General features: G+C 61.7%; 19 protein-coding genes. 7 read left to right on the top strand and 12 right to left on the bottom strand.

The genetic code is table 11. The features are described 5' to 3' along the window. Window positions 1-31 precede the first annotated feature (31 nt). Window positions 32-274 (bottom strand): glutaredoxin family protein, encoded by a 243-nt coding sequence (locus tag QP990_RS09255; RefSeq protein WP_023020477.1) that lies wholly within the window; start codon window positions 272-274, stop codon window positions 32-34. Between the two features lie 88 nt (window positions 275-362). Between QP990_RS09255 and QP990_RS09250 the strand changes: the two genes are divergently transcribed. Next, window positions 363-1,400, top strand: a complete 1,038-nt coding sequence (locus QP990_RS09250) for an HAD family phosphatase (protein ID WP_023020476.1) — start codon at window positions 363-365, stop codon at window positions 1,398-1,400. A gap of 95 nt (window positions 1,401-1,495) precedes the next feature. On the opposite strand, the gene QP990_RS09245 is transcribed toward QP990_RS09250, so the two are convergent. The 5 genes from QP990_RS09245 to QP990_RS09225 form a co-directional block, all read right to left on the bottom strand. Further along, the gene (locus QP990_RS09245) at window positions 1,496-1,597 is read right to left on the bottom strand and encodes a 30S ribosomal protein bS22 (RefSeq protein ID WP_003855542.1); all 102 of its coding nucleotides are present in this window, start codon (window positions 1,595-1,597) and stop codon (window positions 1,496-1,498) included. A 239-nt stretch (window positions 1,598-1,836) separates the two neighbouring features. After that, window positions 1,837-2,025 (bottom strand): helix-turn-helix domain-containing protein, encoded by a 189-nt coding sequence (locus tag QP990_RS09240; RefSeq protein WP_005527601.1) that lies wholly within the window; start codon window positions 2,023-2,025, stop codon window positions 1,837-1,839. Between the two features lie 225 nt (window positions 2,026-2,250). Next, entirely contained in the window at window positions 2,251-3,042 is a 792-nt protein-coding gene (gene proC, locus QP990_RS09235) for a pyrroline-5-carboxylate reductase (RefSeq protein ID WP_023020475.1), read from the bottom strand. A gap of 72 nt (window positions 3,043-3,114) precedes the next feature. Continuing rightward, window positions 3,115-4,185, bottom strand: a complete 1,071-nt coding sequence (locus tag QP990_RS09230) for a tripartite tricarboxylate transporter TctB family protein (RefSeq protein ID WP_023020474.1) — start codon at window positions 4,183-4,185, stop codon at window positions 3,115-3,117. Between the two features lie 9 nt (window positions 4,186-4,194). Then, on the bottom strand, window positions 4,195-5,124 hold the full coding sequence (locus tag QP990_RS09225) for a Ppx/GppA phosphatase family protein (RefSeq protein ID WP_080971159.1): 930 nt from the start codon (window positions 5,122-5,124) through the stop codon (window positions 4,195-4,197). A gap of 33 nt (window positions 5,125-5,157) precedes the next feature. Here QP990_RS09225 and QP990_RS09220 point away from each other — a divergent pair, with 33 nt between their 5' ends. Beyond that, complete coding sequence (locus tag QP990_RS09220) at window positions 5,158-6,084, top strand: hypothetical protein (protein WP_023020472.1); 927 nt, start codon at window positions 5,158-5,160, stop codon at window positions 6,082-6,084. Here QP990_RS09220 and QP990_RS09215 read toward each other — a convergent pair. From QP990_RS09215 to mshA, 4 genes are all read right to left on the bottom strand, one after another. Beyond that, window positions 6,081-6,788 carry a response regulator transcription factor gene (locus QP990_RS09215; RefSeq protein ID WP_023020471.1) on the bottom strand — a complete coding sequence of 236 codons (708 nt, stop codon included), beginning with the start codon at window positions 6,786-6,788 and terminating at the stop codon, window positions 6,081-6,083. The genes QP990_RS09220 and QP990_RS09215 overlap by 4 nt on opposite strands. After that, a complete protein-coding gene (locus QP990_RS09210; protein WP_023020470.1) occupies window positions 6,785-8,047 on the bottom strand; it encodes a cell wall metabolism sensor histidine kinase WalK in 1,263 nt (420 codons plus the stop codon). The genes QP990_RS09215 and QP990_RS09210 overlap by 4 nt, the downstream gene beginning before the upstream one ends. Window positions 8,048-8,110: 63 nt before the next feature. Next, window positions 8,111-8,857, bottom strand: a complete 747-nt coding sequence (locus QP990_RS09205; protein WP_023020469.1) for a phosphoglyceromutase — start codon at window positions 8,855-8,857, stop codon at window positions 8,111-8,113. A gap of 40 nt (window positions 8,858-8,897) precedes the next feature. Further along, window positions 8,898-10,163 carry a D-inositol-3-phosphate glycosyltransferase gene (mshA, locus tag QP990_RS09200; RefSeq protein WP_023020468.1) on the bottom strand — a complete coding sequence of 422 codons (1,266 nt, stop codon included), beginning with the start codon at window positions 10,161-10,163 and terminating at the stop codon, window positions 8,898-8,900. A 66-nt stretch (window positions 10,164-10,229) separates the two neighbouring features. Here mshA and QP990_RS09195 point away from each other — a divergent pair, with 66 nt between their 5' ends. The 4 genes from QP990_RS09195 (at window position 10,230) to QP990_RS09180 (ending at window position 15,753) form a co-directional block, all read left to right on the top strand. Beyond that, window positions 10,230-11,945, top strand: coding sequence for a long-chain-fatty-acid--CoA ligase (locus tag QP990_RS09195; RefSeq protein WP_023020467.1), 1,716 nt, complete (start codon window positions 10,230-10,232; stop codon window positions 11,943-11,945). A 1-nt stretch (window position 11,946) separates the two neighbouring features. Beyond that, complete coding sequence (locus tag QP990_RS09190) at window positions 11,947-12,432, top strand: methylated-DNA--[protein]-cysteine S-methyltransferase (protein ID WP_023020466.1); 486 nt, start codon at window positions 11,947-11,949, stop codon at window positions 12,430-12,432. A gap of 70 nt (window positions 12,433-12,502) precedes the next feature. After that, window positions 12,503-14,212, top strand: a complete 1,710-nt coding sequence (locus QP990_RS09185; RefSeq protein ID WP_023020465.1) for a long-chain-fatty-acid--CoA ligase — start codon at window positions 12,503-12,505, stop codon at window positions 14,210-14,212. An 11-nt stretch (window positions 14,213-14,223) separates the two neighbouring features. After that, window positions 14,224-15,753: an AMP-binding protein gene (locus QP990_RS09180; RefSeq protein ID WP_023020464.1), complete on the top strand. Its 1,530-nt coding sequence runs from the start codon at window positions 14,224-14,226 to the stop codon at window positions 15,751-15,753. On the opposite strand, the gene QP990_RS09175 is transcribed toward QP990_RS09180, so the two are convergent. Then, the gene (locus QP990_RS09175; protein WP_023020463.1) at window positions 15,750-17,006 is read right to left on the bottom strand and encodes a YihY/virulence factor BrkB family protein; all 1,257 of its coding nucleotides are present in this window, start codon (window positions 17,004-17,006) and stop codon (window positions 15,750-15,752) included. The two genes, QP990_RS09180 and QP990_RS09175, sit on opposite strands and share 4 nt — an antisense overlap. A gap of 71 nt (window positions 17,007-17,077) precedes the next feature. Here QP990_RS09175 and QP990_RS09170 point away from each other — a divergent pair, with 71 nt between their 5' ends. Continuing rightward, window positions 17,078-17,554 carry an S-ribosylhomocysteine lyase gene (locus QP990_RS09170; RefSeq protein WP_023020462.1) on the top strand — a complete coding sequence of 159 codons (477 nt, stop codon included), beginning with the start codon at window positions 17,078-17,080 and terminating at the stop codon, window positions 17,552-17,554. Between the two features lie 144 nt (window positions 17,555-17,698). Here the strand turns inward: QP990_RS09170 and QP990_RS09165 are convergent, their stop codons facing one another. Continuing rightward, window positions 17,699-18,805 carry a UDP-N-acetylmuramate dehydrogenase gene (locus tag QP990_RS09165; RefSeq protein ID WP_023020461.1) on the bottom strand — a complete coding sequence of 369 codons (1,107 nt, stop codon included), beginning with the start codon at window positions 18,803-18,805 and terminating at the stop codon, window positions 17,699-17,701. Between the last annotated feature and the right edge of the window lie 10 nt (window positions 18,806-18,815).

The following is an 18,815-nucleotide window of genomic DNA, read 5'->3' as shown; positions in this document are numbered from 1 at the left end:
AAGAGTACCCGTCGGTGGCAGGGATCCCGAATTATCTGCTTAGCTCGGCCGCGAGCTCGGCATTGTCTACTTCCCAGCAGGCGAACTCTTCGCCGTCGATAACCACGACGGGTACGCGATCACCGAACTCCATGGCCAGCTCCGCATCCTCATCCACGTTACGCACGGCAAGCTCCGCACCTGCCTGCGTGACAACGGGGGTAATCTGCTCCCTCACGCGCGCACAAGAACCGCAGGTGGTGCGCACCATGAGCTCGACGAGATACTGAGACATATTCTCCTCACAGGGACGGCGGCGGTCGAAACCATTACTATGGACACGTTAGTCCACCCCGCGTTTGCGAAAGCTGTTTGTCTGACTCGTGTCCGCTACCACTCCCCCAGGGTTCCCCGAAACTCCCCGCGAATTCTTGGCCAACTGGACCGCCTCGCGCGGCAATCTGCGTAATTTTTTAGAAAACCAGGCGCTCGCCCCGCTGGACGAGGAATCCCAGCGCACCGCCGGCGAAGCCGCGGCCGCGGCGGCATTGGAAGAATTCGGGCTGGATCTAGAGGATTTTGCCTCCGGTGTGGATTCGGTAACCGGCTCTTATGACGCGGCGGGCGCGCAGCGTATTACCGCCCAGGACCCAGACGTACCGGTAGATGTGGGCGCGGCGGCGTTTTTCGACGTCGACAATACCCTCATCCAAGGCTCCTCCCTCGTGGAATTCGCCTTCGGGTTGGCCCGCAAGCGCTACTTCCGACTATCGGAAATCGTGCCGATTGCATGGAAACAGCTTAAGTTCCGCGTTTCCGGCAGCGAAAATGCCAGGGACGTCGCCGCCGGCCGTGCGCAGGCGCTGGAGTTTGTCAAAGGCCGCAGCGTCGACGAGCTGGTCGAGCTATGTGAGGAGATCGTGGACGCCTCGCTCGCACGCCGCGCGTACCCCGGCACCACCCAATTAGCAGAAATGCACTTAGCCGCCGGCCAGCAGGTGTGGTTGGTCACGGCCACCCCGGTGCAGCTAGCGCAGGTGCTCGCGCGGCGATTCGGGTTTACGGGAGCGCTCGGCACCGTCGCGGAGGTCAAGGATGGCAAGTTCACCGGCCGGCTGGTCGGCGATATCCTGCACGGCCCCGGCAAAAAGCACGCCGTAGCCGCGCTCGCGACCATCGAGGGCTTGGACCTTTCGCGCTGCACCGCGTATTCGGATTCCGCCAACGACGTGCCCATGCTGTCCATGGTCGGTACCGCCGTGGCCATTAATCCAGACCGTAAGCTGCGCACCATCGCCAGCGAGCGCGGCTGGCTGGTGCGCGACTATCGATCCGTGCGCCGCGCTATCCGCACCTATGGCCTGCCGGCCCTGGCCACCGCTGCCTTTTCCTATGGCGGCTGGCGCTACTACCGTCGCTAAGCTACTGCTTGCGGTAGCGGTCGGCGCTGGGAAGGGACTGTAGCAACATGCAAAAACCCTCCGCACAAAGGCGGAGGGTAAGAAGCGAGCTGGGTTTACTTGCCCAGCTTACGGCGCTGCACGCGGGTGCGGCGCAGCATCTTGCGGTGCTTCTTCTTGGACATGCGCTTGCGGCGCTTCTTAATGACGGAACCCATAGAGTCCTCACTTTCAAATAGTACGTACTGTCAAACTTGTCAGCGCTAAAACGGCGAAGGTGCACTCTTGCCGCCGTGGCCACACGGACCGCGGGCCACATCAGCGAGCCGACACGAATGCACACCATCTTACCCAGCCCCCAGCCCGTGACCAAAAAGGGCCCAGGAGAAAGAACAGCGCCCACCACCGCTGACCACGATGGCCAGCAGAGGTGGGCGCTGTCTAGTGCGGCGCGAGCCTAGGCTCCGTAGACGGATGCCTCCAAGTACTCGTTGACGGCGGACTCGTGGACGCGGAAAGAGCGTCCAACGCGAACAGCCGGCATTTCGCCTGCGTGAACCAAACGGTAGACGGTCATCTTGGAGACGCGCATAATCTCGGCGACCTCCGCGATCGTCAGAAAGGTTCCCTTATCTTCATTTGCCATATATATCTAACCCTTCAGCTCGGTGCGCGCTGTAGGCTTCCCCTCCCACAGGACTTCACGCACGTGCTTGTCCTAGCCTATCGTGAAACATGTGACTAATGCGACCCAAGTGCCAAATTTCTTCACAGCATTCATTAGGGTTTACCCCGAAAGCGCTGCTTAACACCCGCCCCAACGCTCCCGGGCGGGTACACCCCCACCACGGGAAGGTCGCGCACGGAAGCTTTAGCCAAGCTCCTTAGCCTTGTCGGAGCAGGCCTCTGCCGCGCGGTAGAACGCTCCGCGCAGGCCGGACTCCTCCAGCTCGCGAACAGCGGCCGCGGTGGTGCCGCCCGGCGAGGTCACTCCGGCACGCAGCTGGGTGGCCGAGCGGCCAGAGCTGGCCAACATCTCACCAGAGCCGGCTGCGGCCTGGGCGGCAAGCTTCTCGGCGACGTCGCGGGGAAGCCCGAGCTGCACGCCGGCATCGACAAGCGCTTCTGCCACGAGGAAGAAATAGGCCGGCGAGGAGCCTGCCAGCGCGGTGGCGGCGTCTATATTCTTCTCCGGGATGACCGCCACCTCGCCCACGGCCTCCAGCAGCTCGCGCACGCCGTCCATCTGGGCGTCGCTCACGTGCTCACCGGCCGCGCAGGTGCACATGCCGCGACGCACCAACATGGGGGTATTGGGCATAACGCGCACCACCGGCACGCCTTCGCCCGCCGCATCCTGCAGCTGCTCTAGGGTCAGGCCCGCGGCCATGGACACGACCACGGCATTCTTGGCCGGCTCAAGGCCTTCGAGCAGGTCCAGGATGGCGTAGGGCTTCACACACGCGAAGATATAGTCCGCGCCGTCTACCGCCGCTGCATTATCGCTGGTGGTATTCACGCCATAGGTCTGTTCGAGTTCTTGGCTGCGCGATTCGGTGCGATTGGTAACCGTGATATCCGAGCCCGCAAAGCCCGAAGCTACGAGTCCCGAGGTCAAAGCCTCACCGATTTGTCCGCCGCCTAAAATTGCAATCTTTGTCATAGTCTCCACCATGCCAAAAATGCGGAACCCCGGCTACCGTGTGGGGTAACCGGGGCGTCGACAAGCAGGGGCTTAGAGCATGACCAACAGCAGCGGCCCGAAGGTCAGGATAAGGCCGGTAAAGCCGGCCAGGAACATGGAGAATCCATCGCGCGCCGTGCGTAGCGCGTGGGTCACGCCGACCATAATCGCGGTGACGCACAGCGCTAGGACGGCCACGACCAGGCGTGGGAAGTTATCCCACAGAATCTCAAAGCCCTTGAAGATGACAATCGCCAGCAGGATGCCCGCGACAATCATCAGCAGGATGGATACCGGATTGAGCTTCTCGTGCTTTTCTTCCACCCAATCCTCGTTGTCCTCGACCTTGGGTAGGTTGCCGGTTTCCTCTGCGCTCTTGGCGACGCCCGCCTTCTTCGACGCCGGCACCGCCGCCGCGGCCGCTCCAGCGCCCGCTGCCGCAGCTCCTGCTCCGGCCGCCTTCGCGCGCTTGTCATCCTTAGGCTTTTCAGCGCGGGCCTTCTCCGCGGCTGGCTTCTTTGCCGCTGGTGTGTCCGCAGCAGGCTTTGCAGCAGCAGGTTTAGCGTCGCCCGCCTTATCCACCCGCTGGATTACCGCGGTGTCATCGGCTGAAGGCTGGTTCTTCTTCGCCGCATCCTGAGCCGCGCCGGTGGCAGCAGGCTTTTGTGCGGCCGGAGCAGCGGCAGCCGGAGTAGCGGACGAAGCAGCTGCGGTCTTTGTGGTGGGCCTTGCGGCAGGCTTGGTAGTCTGCGCCGCCTTAGCTGCGGGCTGTGCCGCGCGCTTTGCCGCCGGCTTTGCGGCTGGGTCCGCGGCGGGCTTCTTCGTGGAATCGGCACCGGCCTTCCCGGCAACCGCCTTCTCGGCACCGGCCTGTTCGGCTGACTTGGGGGAACGGATGACGGGGGCGTCTTCGTCGATAGAGACGGAGGTGTGCTTGGCCTCAGCAGGAGAAGCCTTGACCTTTTTGAGGTTGCCGGTCAGCTCGGCAACGGAAATGCCGCCTTCATCCAGGCTGCGGCGGTGGCGACGAGAACGGTTGTCTTTCTTGCTTTCCTTCTCGCCGCGGGCTTTGTTATTGCGAGCCAGCAGCTCTGCCACGGTCAACTTATTCTGGTCAGCCATGATCTCTTCCTATTCCAATCCCTTGTCGGTCCGGCGCAAAATGACGCCCTCACGCAGCGCCCACGGGCAGATTTCCAGCTTCTCGATTTCCAAGGCTCGCATGGATGCCTCGGCCACCAGAGCGCCGGCAACGATTTGGTGCGATCGGTTAGAACTTACACCTTCTAGGTCCGCTCTGTCTGCCGCAGTCATGCGGGAGATGAAGGAAATCAACTGACGCAGACCCGGTGCAGTCAGCGTGCGCTTGACGTATGGGCCGGCAGACGAGGGCGCAGAACCGGTAAGTCGTGCAAGCGTACGGAAGGTTTTAGAGGTGCCCACGGCGAGGCCGGCGGGACCCATCGCCTTCATCTGTGCGGCAACGTCCTCAAGCTCCGCATCAATAAAATCGCGCAGCGCACTTACCTTCTTCTTCTCTGGCGGGTCGGTATCGAACCAATTATGGGTCAACCGGCCGGCACCTAGGTCGAGGGAGAAGGCAAGGTCGGGGTGCTCATCAGTACCGGTGGAAAGCTCCAGCGAGCCACCGCCGATATCCAGGTTGGTGATACGACCGGCGGACCAGCCATACCAGCGACGAGCGGAGAGGAAGGTCAGCTGGGCTTCTTCCACGCCAGAGAGGATTTGCAGGCGCACGCCGGTATGCTTTTCCACCTCATCGAGCACCTCCTCCGAATTGGGCGCTGAGCGCACCGCCGAGGTAGCAAAGGCAATGAATTCAGCGCAGCCAAGCTTTTCACCCAGCTCGCTAGCTTCAGCTACGGCACTGACCAGCTTCTTTACACCCTTTTCATGGATGTTGCCCTTCTTATCCAGCTGTTCTACCAGCCGGAGCGGGGTCTTCCAATCACTCATCGGAGTCGGTCGTCCGCCCGTCGCGGCATCGACCGCAACGAGGTGGACGGTATTGCTTCCGACGTCTAATACACCTAATCGCACACTAATAGCGTAGTAGGTCTACCGTGGTTAGGTGTGAATCGCCCAAAATCTGACACGGTATATCTAGGTTTTCCCGCGAGCTCGCCCGCGGCGGCGTCGATAAGAGCAGGCCGCGAAGAGGCCCCCGATTTCCCGCGGGAGTGGTTTGAATTTACCAATCCGAACGACCCGCACCACGTCTTTTCCATCGACCTGACATGGGTGGAATCGCACTACAGCTGCCAATTTGGTACTTCGGCATGCCGGGGCATCGACAAGCGCCAGCCCGAAGTGGGCTGCTGCGTGCATGGCGCTTATATGGCCGATGAGGAAGACCGCGACCAGCTTTATGACGCCGTCGCGCGCATGCCCGCCGAATATTGGCAGCTGCGCCCAGCGGGGGTAGATGAATTCCTCGCGCAAGACGCTACGGATGAATTAGAGCCGTGGCTGGAATGGGACGAACTCGACGGCGAGGACGGGGAACCGGAGCCGGCCCTTAAGACGCCGATTGTGGATGGCGCGTGCATTTTTGCCAACCGCACCGGTTGGGCAACGGGCACGGGCTGCGCGCTGCACCAGTGGGCGGTGGATGCCGGCGAAGAACTCACGGTGGTCAAGCCGGAGGTGTGCTGGCAGCTGCCGCTGCGCCGGTACGAGGATTATGAAGAACGCCCGGATGGGCAGGAGATCCTACGCACCCAGATAGGCGAGTATGACCGTCGCGGCTGGGGCAATGGCGGCGAAGATTTTGATTGGTATTGCTCAGCCGATTCCGCCTGTCACGCCAACCCGCTGCCGATGTGGCAGTCGCACGAGGACGAGCTGGTAGCCCTGATGGGCCGCGAGTCTTATGAGATTCTGGCCGCGCACTGCAAGGCCCGAGCGGCGGCGGCCGAACACGGCGTCCAGCTCACGCAGCACCCGGCCAGTGTGAAGGCCGGGAGCCTGCAGGCGGAAGGCCCGCAGGCGGAAGATTAGAGCTCGAATTTATAGCCCAGACCGCGCACCGTGACCAAGTGTTTCGGGCGGGAGGGCTGTTCCTCGATCTTGGAGCGGAGGCGCTTGACGTGGACGTCGAGCGTCTTGGTATCGCCGACATAATCAGCGCCCCAAATGCGGTCAATGAGCTGACCGCGGGTGAGCACGCGGCCGGCGTTGCGCAATAGGTACTCCAAGAGGTCGAATTCCTTGAGAGGCATGGATACCGGCTCATCTGCGACGGTAACGGTGTGGCGCTCCACGTCCATCTTGACGCGGCCGCCTTCGAGGATCTGCTCGGCAACCTCTTCCTCGGCCTCGGCCTCGGCACCGGCTCCAGAATCATGGCCGCGGCGCAGTACCGCACGGATGCGGGCGATAAGCTCGCGGGAAGAATAAGGCTTGGTGACGTAGTCATCGGCGCCCAGCTCGAGGCCGACGACCTTATCAATCTCGGCGTCGCGCGCGGTGACCATGATGACGGGCACGGACGAAGTAGTGCGCAGTTGTTTGCATACCTCGGTGCCGGACATGCCGGGCAGCATGAGGTCCAAAAGGACGATATCGATGTCGTTTGCGGCAAACTTTTCCAGCGCGGTAGGGCCATCATGCGCGATGATGGGCTCAAAACCTTCCTTGCGGAGGAGGAATGCCAGCGGATCTGCCAGCGACTCTTCATCTTCAACGATGAGGATGGTGGTCATTGTGCTTTATCCTTTCGACGTGCTGCAACGCGTGCCACTGCACGCGGGAGCCCAGGCGCCGCCGCGTCGACGGCATCCCTTTTCTCATTATCCTTCATGCCAGCTTCCTGCGCTGGCTTTTCTTCCCTATAGATGGGCAATTCAATGGTGAATGTAGAACCCGTACCCGGCCGGGACCATAGTTTGATATTGCCACCATGGTTGGCCACCACGTGTTTAACAATTGCTAATCCTAGGCCAGTGCCTCCGGTCTGCCGCGACCGGGCTTGGTCTACACGGAAGAAGCGTTCAAAAACACGTTTCTGGTCATCCGGTGCGATGCCAATGCCACGGTCCGTGACGCGGATGAGTACGACCCCACCATCCACCACCTTTTGGGAGACAGACACCGGCATTTTCTCCGGCGAGTAGTTAATCGCATTGGAGACCAGGTTGGATAGTGCTGTTACCAGCAGGGATCGATCGCCTTTAACCTGCACGCCGACAGAGGCGCCGCGGTTGAGCTCGATGGAACGGGCTTCGGCAGCAAGGTGGTTGCGCGAGAGGGCTTCATCGATGAGATCATCTACGGCCAGCGGTTCCATCTCCGGCAGGGCCTCGGCGCCCTGCAGCTTGGACAGGGAGATAAGTTCGCTGACCATATCGGCCATGCGGTTGGCTTCCTTATAGACCTTATTGCCAAAGTACTCCACGGTCTCTTGGTCGCCGGGGTCTTGTAGCAGGGCCTCCGCCAGCAGGGCAATGCCGCCGACGGGCGTCTTGAGCTCGTGGGAGACGTTCGCCACGAAGTCACGGCGGGCGGACTCCATGCGGACATTTTCGCTTTCATCGGTGCCGTAGACGATGACAAAGCGGCCGTCATTAAGAGTCAGTGGCTTAATCACCGCCCTGACCTGCGTGACGCGGTGTCCCGTGCGCCGCTTGGGAATAGCTATGTCAACGGTGCGGGTCTCCTTGTCTTCGAAGACCTCCTGCGCGGTCTCCCATACCTCCGGGTTAACGGCGCGGTCATGCACCAAGGACATCTCATGCGCGGCCGGATTAGACATGACGATTTCCTGGCTGCGGTCCAGCACCGTCAGCGCCGTCGGCGAGCCTTGCACGGCCAAGTGCAGCACCTGGCTAACCGTCGTGACCTGATTGGCCCCGGCATCGGTAGCCTGGCGGTAGCGCGCAATGCGCCCGCGCGCCCAAGAAATCGCCGGCAGCGCCAACCCGCAGGCCACCACGCCGGCGGCAAAGGAAAGAATCAATTCCACGTGTCTAGCCTATCCATCACAAAGTCCCCAGGGAATACTCCCCGGGGACTTTAGCGCAGTTACTTACTTACCGCCCTGCGCAGCAACGGCGGCGGCACCGGCAGCAGCAGCTTCCGGATCCAGGTAGGTACCGCCTGGGTTTGCTACCGAGCCGTCCTCGGTAATCTCATAAACCAGCGGGATGCCGGTGGGGATATTCAATCCGGCAATATCATCATCAGAGATATTGTCCAGGTGCTTGACCAGTGCGCGCAGGGAGTTGCCGTGAGCGGCGATGAGCACGGTCTCGCCCTTCTTGGCGCGCGGGAGGATTTCCTCTTCAAAGTACGGCACAAAGCGGGCGACAACATCCTTGAGGCACTCGGTCTGCGGGACCTTATCTAGGTCTGCGTAGCGCGGGTCATTGGCCTGGGAGTATTCGGAGTCATCGGCTAGCTCTGGCGGACGCGTGTCATAGGAGCGGCGCCATGCCATGAACTTTTCCTCGCCGTACTCTTCCTTGGTCTCAGCCTTATTCAGGCCTTGCAGGGCGCCGTAGTGGCGCTCATTGAGGCGCCAATCGCGCACTACTGGGATCCAGTGACGGTCGGCAGCATTGAGCGCGATATTTGCGGTGCGGATGGCGCGGCGCAGAAGAGAGGTATAAAGGACGTCCGGCAGAATGCCTTCCTGCGCGAGCAGCTCGCCGCCGCGCTTGGCTTCCGCCTCACCTTTTTCGGTCAGATCTACATCGACCCAGCCAGTGAACTGGTTGGACTCGTTCCACTTGGATTGGCCATGGCGAAGGAGAATTAGCTTTCCGTTAGTCATGTTTCCAGCATGCCACGAAATGGCTCCCAGCGTAGGAGGTTTAGTCTCCACTTGCCCGCCGTTGATGGCAGTCTGGAACCTCGATATGGCTGGCCTCGTCATAGATTTCTGCGAGCGCTGCGGCGGAGCTGGCCCAGCTAAAACGCGCGGCGTGGGCGACGGCGGCTTCGCCCATGGCGATGCGCATGGGGTCGTCGTCAAGCAGGCGGGCCAAGGCATCAGCCCAATCCTCCGGATCGTGCGAGTGCACCAGCAGGCCAGTTTCCCCGTCAGCCACGGCAATGGGTAGCCCGCCGACGGCGGCAGCAACCACCGACGTGCCAGAGGCTTGGGCCTCCAGAGACACTAGGCCGAAGGACTCGTTATAGCTGGGCACCGCCACAATATCAGCCGCGCGGTAGACCCCCACCAGTTCCTCCGGCGGGCGGGCACCCAAAAAGCGCACCCGCTTATCGACGCCCAACTCACGCGCCAACTCCCTATATGCCTCCGGCGCTGTATTGGCCCCCGACGGGCCACCGCAGATAACCACCCGCAGGTTGCGGGCCGGCTCGCGGCGGAAGAGCTCGGCCGTGGCGCGGATGAGTACCTCCGGGCCTTTGAATTTTTGTAAGCGGCCGACAAAGGCCACCACCTTGGTGTGCAGCGGAATGCCCAACTCGCGGCGGGAGCGCTCGGTATTGCGGTCCGTGCCAGGGGTAAAAAGCTCTACGTCGGCGCCGGGCGAGACCACGCGAATATTGGCTCTCTCGGCATCATAATGTTCGGCCAAGTCGCGGGCTTCTTGCTCGGTATTGACCACCAGCAAGTCCGCGTTATCCACCAATTGCTGTTCGCAGATGCGGCGGGCTTCGGACTCCAAGGTGTCATCCGCCGTCCGCGAGGCGTTTTTCACCGCGGCCAAGGTATGCGCTGTGTGAATAAGCGGGATACCCCAGAGATCCCGCAACAGCCAGCCCACCTGGCCAGAAAGCCAGTAGTGGGAGTGAATAAGGTCATATTTTTTACCCTGCCATTTGGCAAATTGCACCATGCCGCCGGCGAAAGCGGCCAGCTGGGTAGGGAGATCCTCTTTATCTAGCCCCTCGTACGGGCCCGCGACGATATTGATAACGCGCAGGCTAGGCTCCACCGCAATGATTTCGCCTTGGCTGGGCCGGGTGGCGCGGGTATAGACGTCTACCTCGATTCCCCGGCGGGCCAATTGGCGGGCAATATTGAGGACGTAGACGTTCATTCCACCCGCATCCCCTGAGCCAGGCTGCTCGATAGGGGATGTATGCATAGAAATCATGGCGATGCGCATGGCGCTCCATTCTAGCGGCGCTATACTGGCCCCTGCCAGAAACCTACGCTACCGAAAGGTCACGTTTTGTCCGCATATGAAACAAAGGCTTGGCTCCAGTATTACCCGGAATGGACACCGCATACGCTGGACTACGGCGATACCACGCTGCTGGATATTTATGACAACAACCTAAAAATCAACGCGGATCGGCCGGCTACCTATTTCTTTGGCCGTACGCAGTCCTATGCTGAGCTAGACCGCCAGGTTCGCGCAGCGGCCGCGGGCCTGAAGGCCTTCGGCGTGCGGCCAGGTGACCGCGTAGCGATCGTCGCGCCCAACTCGCCGCAGTACATCGCGGCGTTTTATGCCATTCTGAAGCTCGGTGCGCAGGTGGTACTGCATAACCCGCTCTACACCGCCCACGAGCTGGAAGGACTCTTCCAAGATCACGGCGCGCGCATCGCCATCGCTTGGGACAAGGCCGCGCCCACGCTGGAGAAGCTGCGGGCAACCACCAATCTGGAAACGGTCGTGTCCATCAACATGATCAACGCCATGCCCACCCTGCAGCGCGCCGCTTTGCGCCTGCCTATTCCGCCGCTCAAGTCCAAGCGCGAGCAGCTATCTTCCCCGGCGCCAAATACCGTGCCGTGGGAAACTTTGGTGGGCAACGCAATCGGTGGCGACGGCAGCGATATCACCACGCCGGAAGACGTGGACAAGGACACCATCGCGCTCATCATGTACACCTCTGGTACCACCGGCGCCCCGAAGGGCGCCATGCTCTCGCACGGGAACCTGTTTTCCAACCTCCTGCAGGGCAAGGCGTGGGTACCGGGCTTGGGCGATAAGCCTGAGCGCATGCTCGCCGCCCTCCCCTTCTTCCATGCTTATGGCCTGACCATGAACGTGACCCTGGCGCAGTTTATCGGCGGCGAGCTGGTTATCCTGCCTAAGCCAGATATGTCGCTCATTATGCAGCTGATGAAAAAGCACACCCCAACCTGGGTACCGGGCGTGCCGACGCTCTACGAGCGCATCGTGAAGGCCGCCGAGGATCAAGAAATCCCCATCAAGGGTGTGCGCGCGGCCTTCTCCGGCGCATCTACCCTGCCTTCGGACACGGTCAATAAGTGGGAGAACTACACCGGCGGCCTCTTGGTGGAGGGCTACGGCCTCACCGAGTGCTCGCCGATTATTGTGGGCAATCCCATGAGCACCGACCGCCGCCCAGGCTACGTGGGCATTCCGTTCCCGGATACCCAGGTGCGCATTGCCAACCCGGATAACCTGGACGAGACCCAGCCGGACGGCGTCGAAGGCGAGGTGCTGGCCCGCGGTCCGCAGATCTTCAAGGGCTACCTCAACAACGAGGAGGCCACCGAGGCCGCCTTCCACGGCGAATGGTTCCGCACCGGTGACATGGGCGTCATGGAAGAAGACGGCTTCATCCGCCTGGTCAGCCGCATCAAGGAAATCATCATCACCGGCGGCTTCAACGTGTATCCGGGCGAGGTGGAAGAAATCCTGCGCGAGCACCCGAGTATCGATGACGTCGCCGTGGTCGGCCGCCCGCGCGAAGACGGCTCCGAGGACGTCGTGGCCTGCCTCGACCTCGCCGATGGCGCCGCCCTGGACCCGGAGGGACTCAAGGACTACTGCCGCGAGCGCCTGACCCGCTACAAGGTCCCGCGCACCTTCTACCACTTTGAGGAGCTGGCCAAGGACCAGATGGGCAAGATCCGCCGCCGCGAGGTCCAGGCAGACCTCATCCGCCGCCTCGAGGCCGAGCAGAATTAACTTGTTCCGCCTAATCGATAGCCCCCTCGGACCCCTGCGTTTGCAGGCGAGCCCGCGGGGGGTTTCCCGCGTCGAATTCACCGCGGCCAGCACCCTGCAGGAAGCGGTGGGCGGTGTAGAGGAAGGGGGCATCGAAAAGCGCAGCGCGGACGTGCTCGACGCCGCCCAGGCACAGCTCGCGGAGTATTTCGCCGGCCAGCGCCGCGCCTTCGAGCTGCCCCTCGACCCGCCTGCGACGACCGACTTTCGCGCCGCAGTGCATGCGCAACTGGCCGAGATTGGCTATGGGGAGACGGTCACCTACCGCGACGTCGCCAAGCTGCTGGGCCGGCCCGGCGCGACGCGGGCCGTGGGCAGTGCGTGCGGTGCCAATCCCCTGCTCATCGTGCGGCCATGCCACCGGGTGCTGCGCAGCGACGGCGGGCTCGGCGGCTATGCGGGCGGTCTGGAAGCCAAACGTTTTTTGCTGACACTGGAAGAAAACTAGAGGGCTTCTTCACGTTTTCTCTATACTGATTTTTTAAAACTAATTATTTACCCAAACGAAAGGTTTTTGCGTGTCCGCTTCCACCTCCCGAGCTTGGCTCGATCACTACAGCGAATGGACCCCTCACACGCTGGACTACGGTAATAAAACCATCGTCGACTATTACCGCGATAACCTGCGGGTCAACGCCAATAAACCCGCCACCTATTTCTTCGGCCGCACGCAGACCTACGCGGAGCTCGACGCCCAAGTGCGCGCCGCCGCGGCCGGGCTCAAGGCTTTTGGTATTCGCCCAGGCGACAAGGTGGCCATCGTGCTGCCCAACTGCCCTCAGCACGTCGCGGCCTTCTATGCGGTGCAGCTACTTGGTGCCACCGTGGTCGAGCACAACCCACTTTATACCGCCCACGAATTGGAAGGCCTTTTCCGAGATCATGGTGCCCGCGTAGCAATCTCTTGGGATAAAACCGCCTCCACGCTGGAAAAGCTGCGCTCGACTACCCCGCTAGAGACCATCGTCTCCGTCAACATGGTCGATGCCATGCCACCACTCAAGCGCCTCGCGCTCCGCCTGCCTATCCCACCGCTAGCTGCTAAACGCGAGCAGCTCACCGAGCATGCACCAAACACAGTAGCGTGGTCTACCCTGATCGGCTCAGCTATTGGCGGCGACGGCAGCGCCCTAGAAATGCCACGCATCAGCCAGGCTGACGTCGCGCTCATCCTTTACACTTCCGGCACCACCGGAAAACCCAAAGGCGGAATGCTCTCGCACGGTAATCTCATAGCTAATTGCGTCCAAGGCCAAGCTTGGGTTCCAGAAATGGGAAAGCACAAAGAGCGCTTCCTCGCCGCATTACCGATGTTTCACGCCTACGGCATGACCACACTGTGCATTTTTAGCGTGTACATGGGCGCCGAGCTTATCTTGCTTCCTTCCCCACAAATGCCGCTCATCCTGGACATCGTGAAAAAGCGCACGCCTACCTGGCTGCCAGGGGTTCCCACCCTCTATCAGAAGATCATGGACGCAGCCGAAGACAAAGACGTGGACTTAAGCGGCATCCGCAACGCTTTTTCCGGTGCCGCTACACTGCCCGTAGAAATCGTGGAACGGTGGGAGTCCATGACCGGCGGACGACTCGTAGAAGGCTTTGGCATGACCGAGTGCTCCCCCGTGTTAATTGGCAACCCAATGAACGGAAAGAATCGCCCTGGCTATGTGGGGCTCCCATTCCCAGATGCCGAGGTACGCATTGCCAATCCGAAGAATCTGGATGAAACCCAGCCTGATGGCCAGCCAGGCGAGTTGCTCGCGCGTGGTCCGCAAATTTTCCAAGGCTATTTTGGCAACCAAGAAGCAACAGAGGAGTCCTTCCATAACGGCTGGTTCCGCACCGGAGACATGGCAGTCATGGAAGAAGACGGCTGGGTCCGCCTAGTCAGCCGCATTAAGGAAATCATCATCACCGGCGGCTTCAACGTCTACCCCGCAGAGGTAGAAGAGGCAATTGCAGAGCACCCCGACGTGGTGGATGTCGCCGCCGTGGGCCGCCCGCGCCAGGATGGCTCCGAGGATGTCGTCGGCTGCGTCACCCTGCGCGATGGTGCCGTGCTCGATCCCGAGGGATTGAAGGAATTCTGCCGCGAGCGCCTTACCCGCTACAAGGTCCCGCGCACGTTCTATCACTTTGAAGATTTGGCGCGAGACCATCTAGGAAAGATTCGCCGCCACCAGGTGCGTAAGGACCTGCTCGAGCTGTTGGAGGCAAAGGCCTAAACTTAACGGCTATGGCAGAAATTCACTATGGCGCTACCTTGACGGATTTCCTCACGGCGGCCGTCGCACAGTTTCCACAGCGCCCGGCCACCTACTTCGCCGGCCACACGCTAACCTATAGCGAGCTCGATGCCCAGGTGGCGGCCGCGGCCGGCGCCTTGCACGAGATGGGCGTGCGCCCCGGCGACCGGGTGGCGCTCCTGCTCCCTAATTGCCCGCAACACGTGGTGGCATTCTTCGCCATCCTGCGCCTGGGCGCGGTGGTGGTGGAGCATAACCCGCGCTATACCGCGCACGAGCTCACCCCGCTGCTCGCCCATCATGGCGCCCACGTGGCCATTGCCTGGGAGGACATTGCCCCCACCGTATCCGCGCAGGTGGAGACCACTATCTCCGTCTCTCTCACTGAGCCGCTTCCCCTTTCCGGTACCCCGGTGGAGCCGTACCCAGCCACGCTTGCCGACGCCGCCCTTATCCTCTACACCTCCGGCACCACTGCCCGCCCCAAGGGCGTGGTCTTAACCCATGGCAACCTCGCTGCCAACTGCCTGCAGCTAGAAACCCAGGCCCCGCTGCGCCCCGGCCATGAGCGCTTCTTGGCCGCTTTGCCCATGTTCCATTCCTATGGCCTGACGATGAGCGTGCTGCTCGCGGTGCGCTGCGCGGCCGAGATTATCCTGCTTGCCGCCCCACACACCGACGCAGTGACGGAAGCGCTTGCCACCCGCCGCCCCACCTGGATGCCGGGCGTGCCGACCATCTACGAACGCGCCATGAACTACGCTGCCACTGCCGCTGATTCCGAGTCTCCCTCGGATCTCGGCGGGGTGCGCTATTCCATCTCGGGCGCGGCCTCGTTGCCTTCGCGCATCATCGACCCCTGGGAGGCACGCACCGGTGGCATGTTGGTGGAAGGTTATGGGCTGACGGAAACCTCTCCCGTGCTGACCATCAATCCCCTTGATGACACCCGGCGCGCCGGCACCATCGGCCTGCCGCTGCCGGATACGCAGCTGCGCATCGGCGATCCTGCCGATCTCAGCCGCACCCAACCGGATGGCGTGGCCGGCGAGATCCTCGCCCGCGGCCCGCAGGTTTTTGGCGGCTACCTTGCCGACGCCCCCGCTACCTCAGCCGCCTTCCATGAAGGTTGGTTCCGCACAGGAGACATGGGCGTGCGCGAACCCGATGGCCATATCCGGTTGGTGGGCCGCATTAAAGAAATCATCATTACCGGCGGATTCAATGTTTATCCCGGCGAGGTTGAGGAGGCCTTAACCTCCCACCCCGATATCGCCCAAGCCGCCGTCGTAGGCACTCCCCGCTCCGATGGTTCTGAGGACGTCGCTGCCTGCGTGGTCCTAGCCCCCGGCGCCCGGGTCGACGAAGCTGCCTTGCGCGAGCACTGCCGCGGGCTGCTGGCGCGCTATAAGGTGCCGCAAAGATTCTTTGCCATGGATAAGCTCGCCGAAGATCAGCTAGGTAAGCTGCGCCGCCGCGATGTCCAGCGCGATCTCCTCGCCCGCCTTCACCGCGACTAGTCTGCGTCGTTTTCTGCTTTGCACACCGCTTGTTTGTAGATGCGCTCGGACCGCTCTTCTAGGTCAAGTTGGGCGCGGGCTTGGGATTTGGCGGCGGCATCGGAACGCGGCGGAGCCTGAATATGCCGCGCGGCGTGCAGACCCAGTTGCAGCTCTTTGGCTCGCAATACCTCCGCATCGATTTTGATGCCCAAAATGAGCATCGTATTAGATAACCATACGGCCATGAATACGGCCATGATGAGGCTGAAGGCGCCGTAGACGCTGGCCCCAGCAAAGCGCTGGGTATACAGCGCAAAGGCTCCCCACACCACGACATTGGTGCTAAGCGCCACCACGGAACCGAGAGTTATCCAGCGGAAGCGCGCTGGCCGCACATTCGGGGAAAAGTGGTACAGGATGGCAATCAACGTCAGCACGACCACCACGGTGAGCGGGAAGCGCAGCCAATTCCACACCGGCATAAAGATGCCGCCCAAAAAGTCCGCGGTGCCTTGCATCTCTAGCTTGCCGGCTAACGGTTCGACCACACCGCTGACAATGGTATCGCGCAGCAGGTTAGCAAAAAGCACGATCACCGCGCCGATGACCAGGACGATAGTAAGCCCCCACATGAGTGCCCAGGTGCGGATTATTCCGCGGCCCTCTACCCGCCCGTAAACGGTATTGGCGGTGCGCGAGAAGGCACGCACATAGGCCGAGGCGGCAAAAAGAGAAACCAGCACGGATACCACCAGCGCGAAGGTGCCTTGGGCTGTGGAGCCAATGATGGAGCCCACGAGGTGCTCGGCCTGCTCCGTCATCGAACTCGGCACGTAATCCGCAATGAACTGCGAGGTTAATTCATGTACCTCGGCGCGCCGAGAGGAAAAGATGAGCGTGGCTATCGAATAGGCCGCGAGCACCGTAGGAGCAAAGGCCATGAGCGTGAAATACGTCATCGTGGCGGCGCGATCCATCAAGGCATCGTGGAAGAAGTCCGCCCACACGCGGCGGAGCACCAGCCCCCAGCTTTCCTTGCGCAAGCGGTTACCGCGGGCCAGCGGGTCCACATTTTCGGTGTGGCCTTCGATCTTGACCACGGTGGGCGCGGTACTCGGCACGATTTTATCCGCGCCCTCATAGACGGATTCTCTTACCGGAGTGGCTGAAGCGCTCGGCCGTGCAGTGGCGGACGGGTCGCCAGCAGACAGATCGTCGGCCGCCATGTTCGCGGCGCCAGGAACCTCGGCGGAATCGTCCAGTGTGCTCATATTATCCCAGCGTATGCGGTAAAGAATCTATTTCAGGAAGTGACACTCAGCTGTGATTACACTGGAGAAGCATGACTGAACAGAATGATAAGAAGCTCAACGTAAAGTCCTTCGAACTCGACCACCGCCTCGTCAGCGCGCCGTATATTCGCGTGGCCGACCGCACGGACTTGGGTGGCGGCGTCGAAATCATTAAGTACGACTTGCGCTTCTGCCAGCCTAATCAGGATCACCTTGATACCAAGGCGCTGCATTCGGTGGAGCACATGATGGCCAACTTCATGCGCAATTACACCGATAAGCTCATCGGTTTTGCCCCAATGGGCTGCCGTACCGGCTTCTACGCCATCACTAATGGCATGGAACAAGACGAGCTGCTGCGCGCGGTAGAAGGCGCGCTCAACGATATTCTTAACGCCACCGAGGTACCCGCAGCCAACGAAGAGCAGTGCGGCTGGGGTGCGCACCACAGCCTGGAGGGTGCGCAGGAGGCGGCCCGCGCTTTCCTAGGTGCTAAGGATGAGTGGCTTCAGGTCATGGCGGCCTAATCCAGAAACCTTCGCGGGCGCGACAAACGCGACAGTCGCCACGCCCGCAAAGCGGCCACGATAGACCCGAAAACCGTGTGGTTTAGGGCGCTATCGTGGCTGCTTTATAGGTTTTAGGCCCCAGTGTGCAGGGGCAACCCCACGCTACTCGTCGAGGGCGAGGCCAATCCAGACGGGTTCGGGCACGAGCTCCACGCCGAAAGCATCGCGGACGCCATCGCGGATGGTGCGGGCAAGGTCCACGATATCGGCAGCCGTAGCCTCGCCGCGGTTGGTAAGCGCCAGCGTGTGCTTTGTCGAAAGCGTAGCCCAGCCAGAGCCTGGGTAGCCCTTGGCAAACCCGGCGCGATCAATGAGCCAGGCCGCGGAAAGCTTTTCCCGGTCGGCCTCGGAGGAGGGGTGGCGGGGCATGGAGTCCGCGGTGGCGTCGCCAAGCGAGGCACGAACCTTGGCCTGCACGGCGTCGGCAAGAGCGGAGTCCACCACCGGGTTGGTAAAGAAAGAGCCGGCGGACCAGGTGTCATGATCGGAAGGGTCGAGCACCATGCCCTTGCCGCGGCGCAGTTTTAAGACCTCCTCGCGGACCTCGGCCACGGGGCGGCGCTCGCCGGGGTTCTGAGTAAGTTGGCCAAAGCGCAACGGGCGGGATAAGCCATCGTTGTTGAGCTGGAGTTCTACCTCGAGCACGACGGCGCGGCCGGTGAATTTCAAGTTGGAATAGCGATACGCCAGCTCCAGATCGGAGGCGGGGACCCACTCATTGGTATCGGTGCGGCGATTATAGAGGCGCACGCGGGTAAGTACCTCGGAGATTTCCGCGCCATAAGCACCCACGTTTTGCACCGGAACCGCGCCCACCGTGCCGGGGATGCCGGACAGGCACTCGATGCCACCCAGGCCAAGCTGAACGGAGCGGGCCACCACGTCATCCCAGTTGGCGCCCGCCTGCGCGCGCACCAGACCGGATTCGGTGTCCATGGACACCTCAGCAAAGTCGAGGATGACGGCGACGACGTCCACGGAGCCATCGGCCACCAAGAGGTTGGAGCCGCCGCCGACGACTATGAACTTCACCGCAGCGCGATCCAGGGCGCGGACAACGGACACGGCGGCATCCGGCTGCGAGCAGCGCAGTGCGGCCTGCGGTTTTCCACCCACACGCAGCGTAGTCAGATCCGCGAAGGTGGTGGTGGAGTCCAGTTCCACGCCGTCGATCGCTGTGAGCTGTTGCGTCAAAGATTTATCAAGCACGCCTACCAAG

The sequence above is a fragment of the Corynebacterium sp. MSK071 genome (genome assembly GCF_030232125.1).
Classification (GTDB): domain Bacteria; phylum Actinomycetota; class Actinomycetes; order Mycobacteriales; family Mycobacteriaceae; genus Corynebacterium; species Corynebacterium kefirresidentii.
This window is presented reverse-complemented; position numbering and strand designations above follow the sequence as displayed.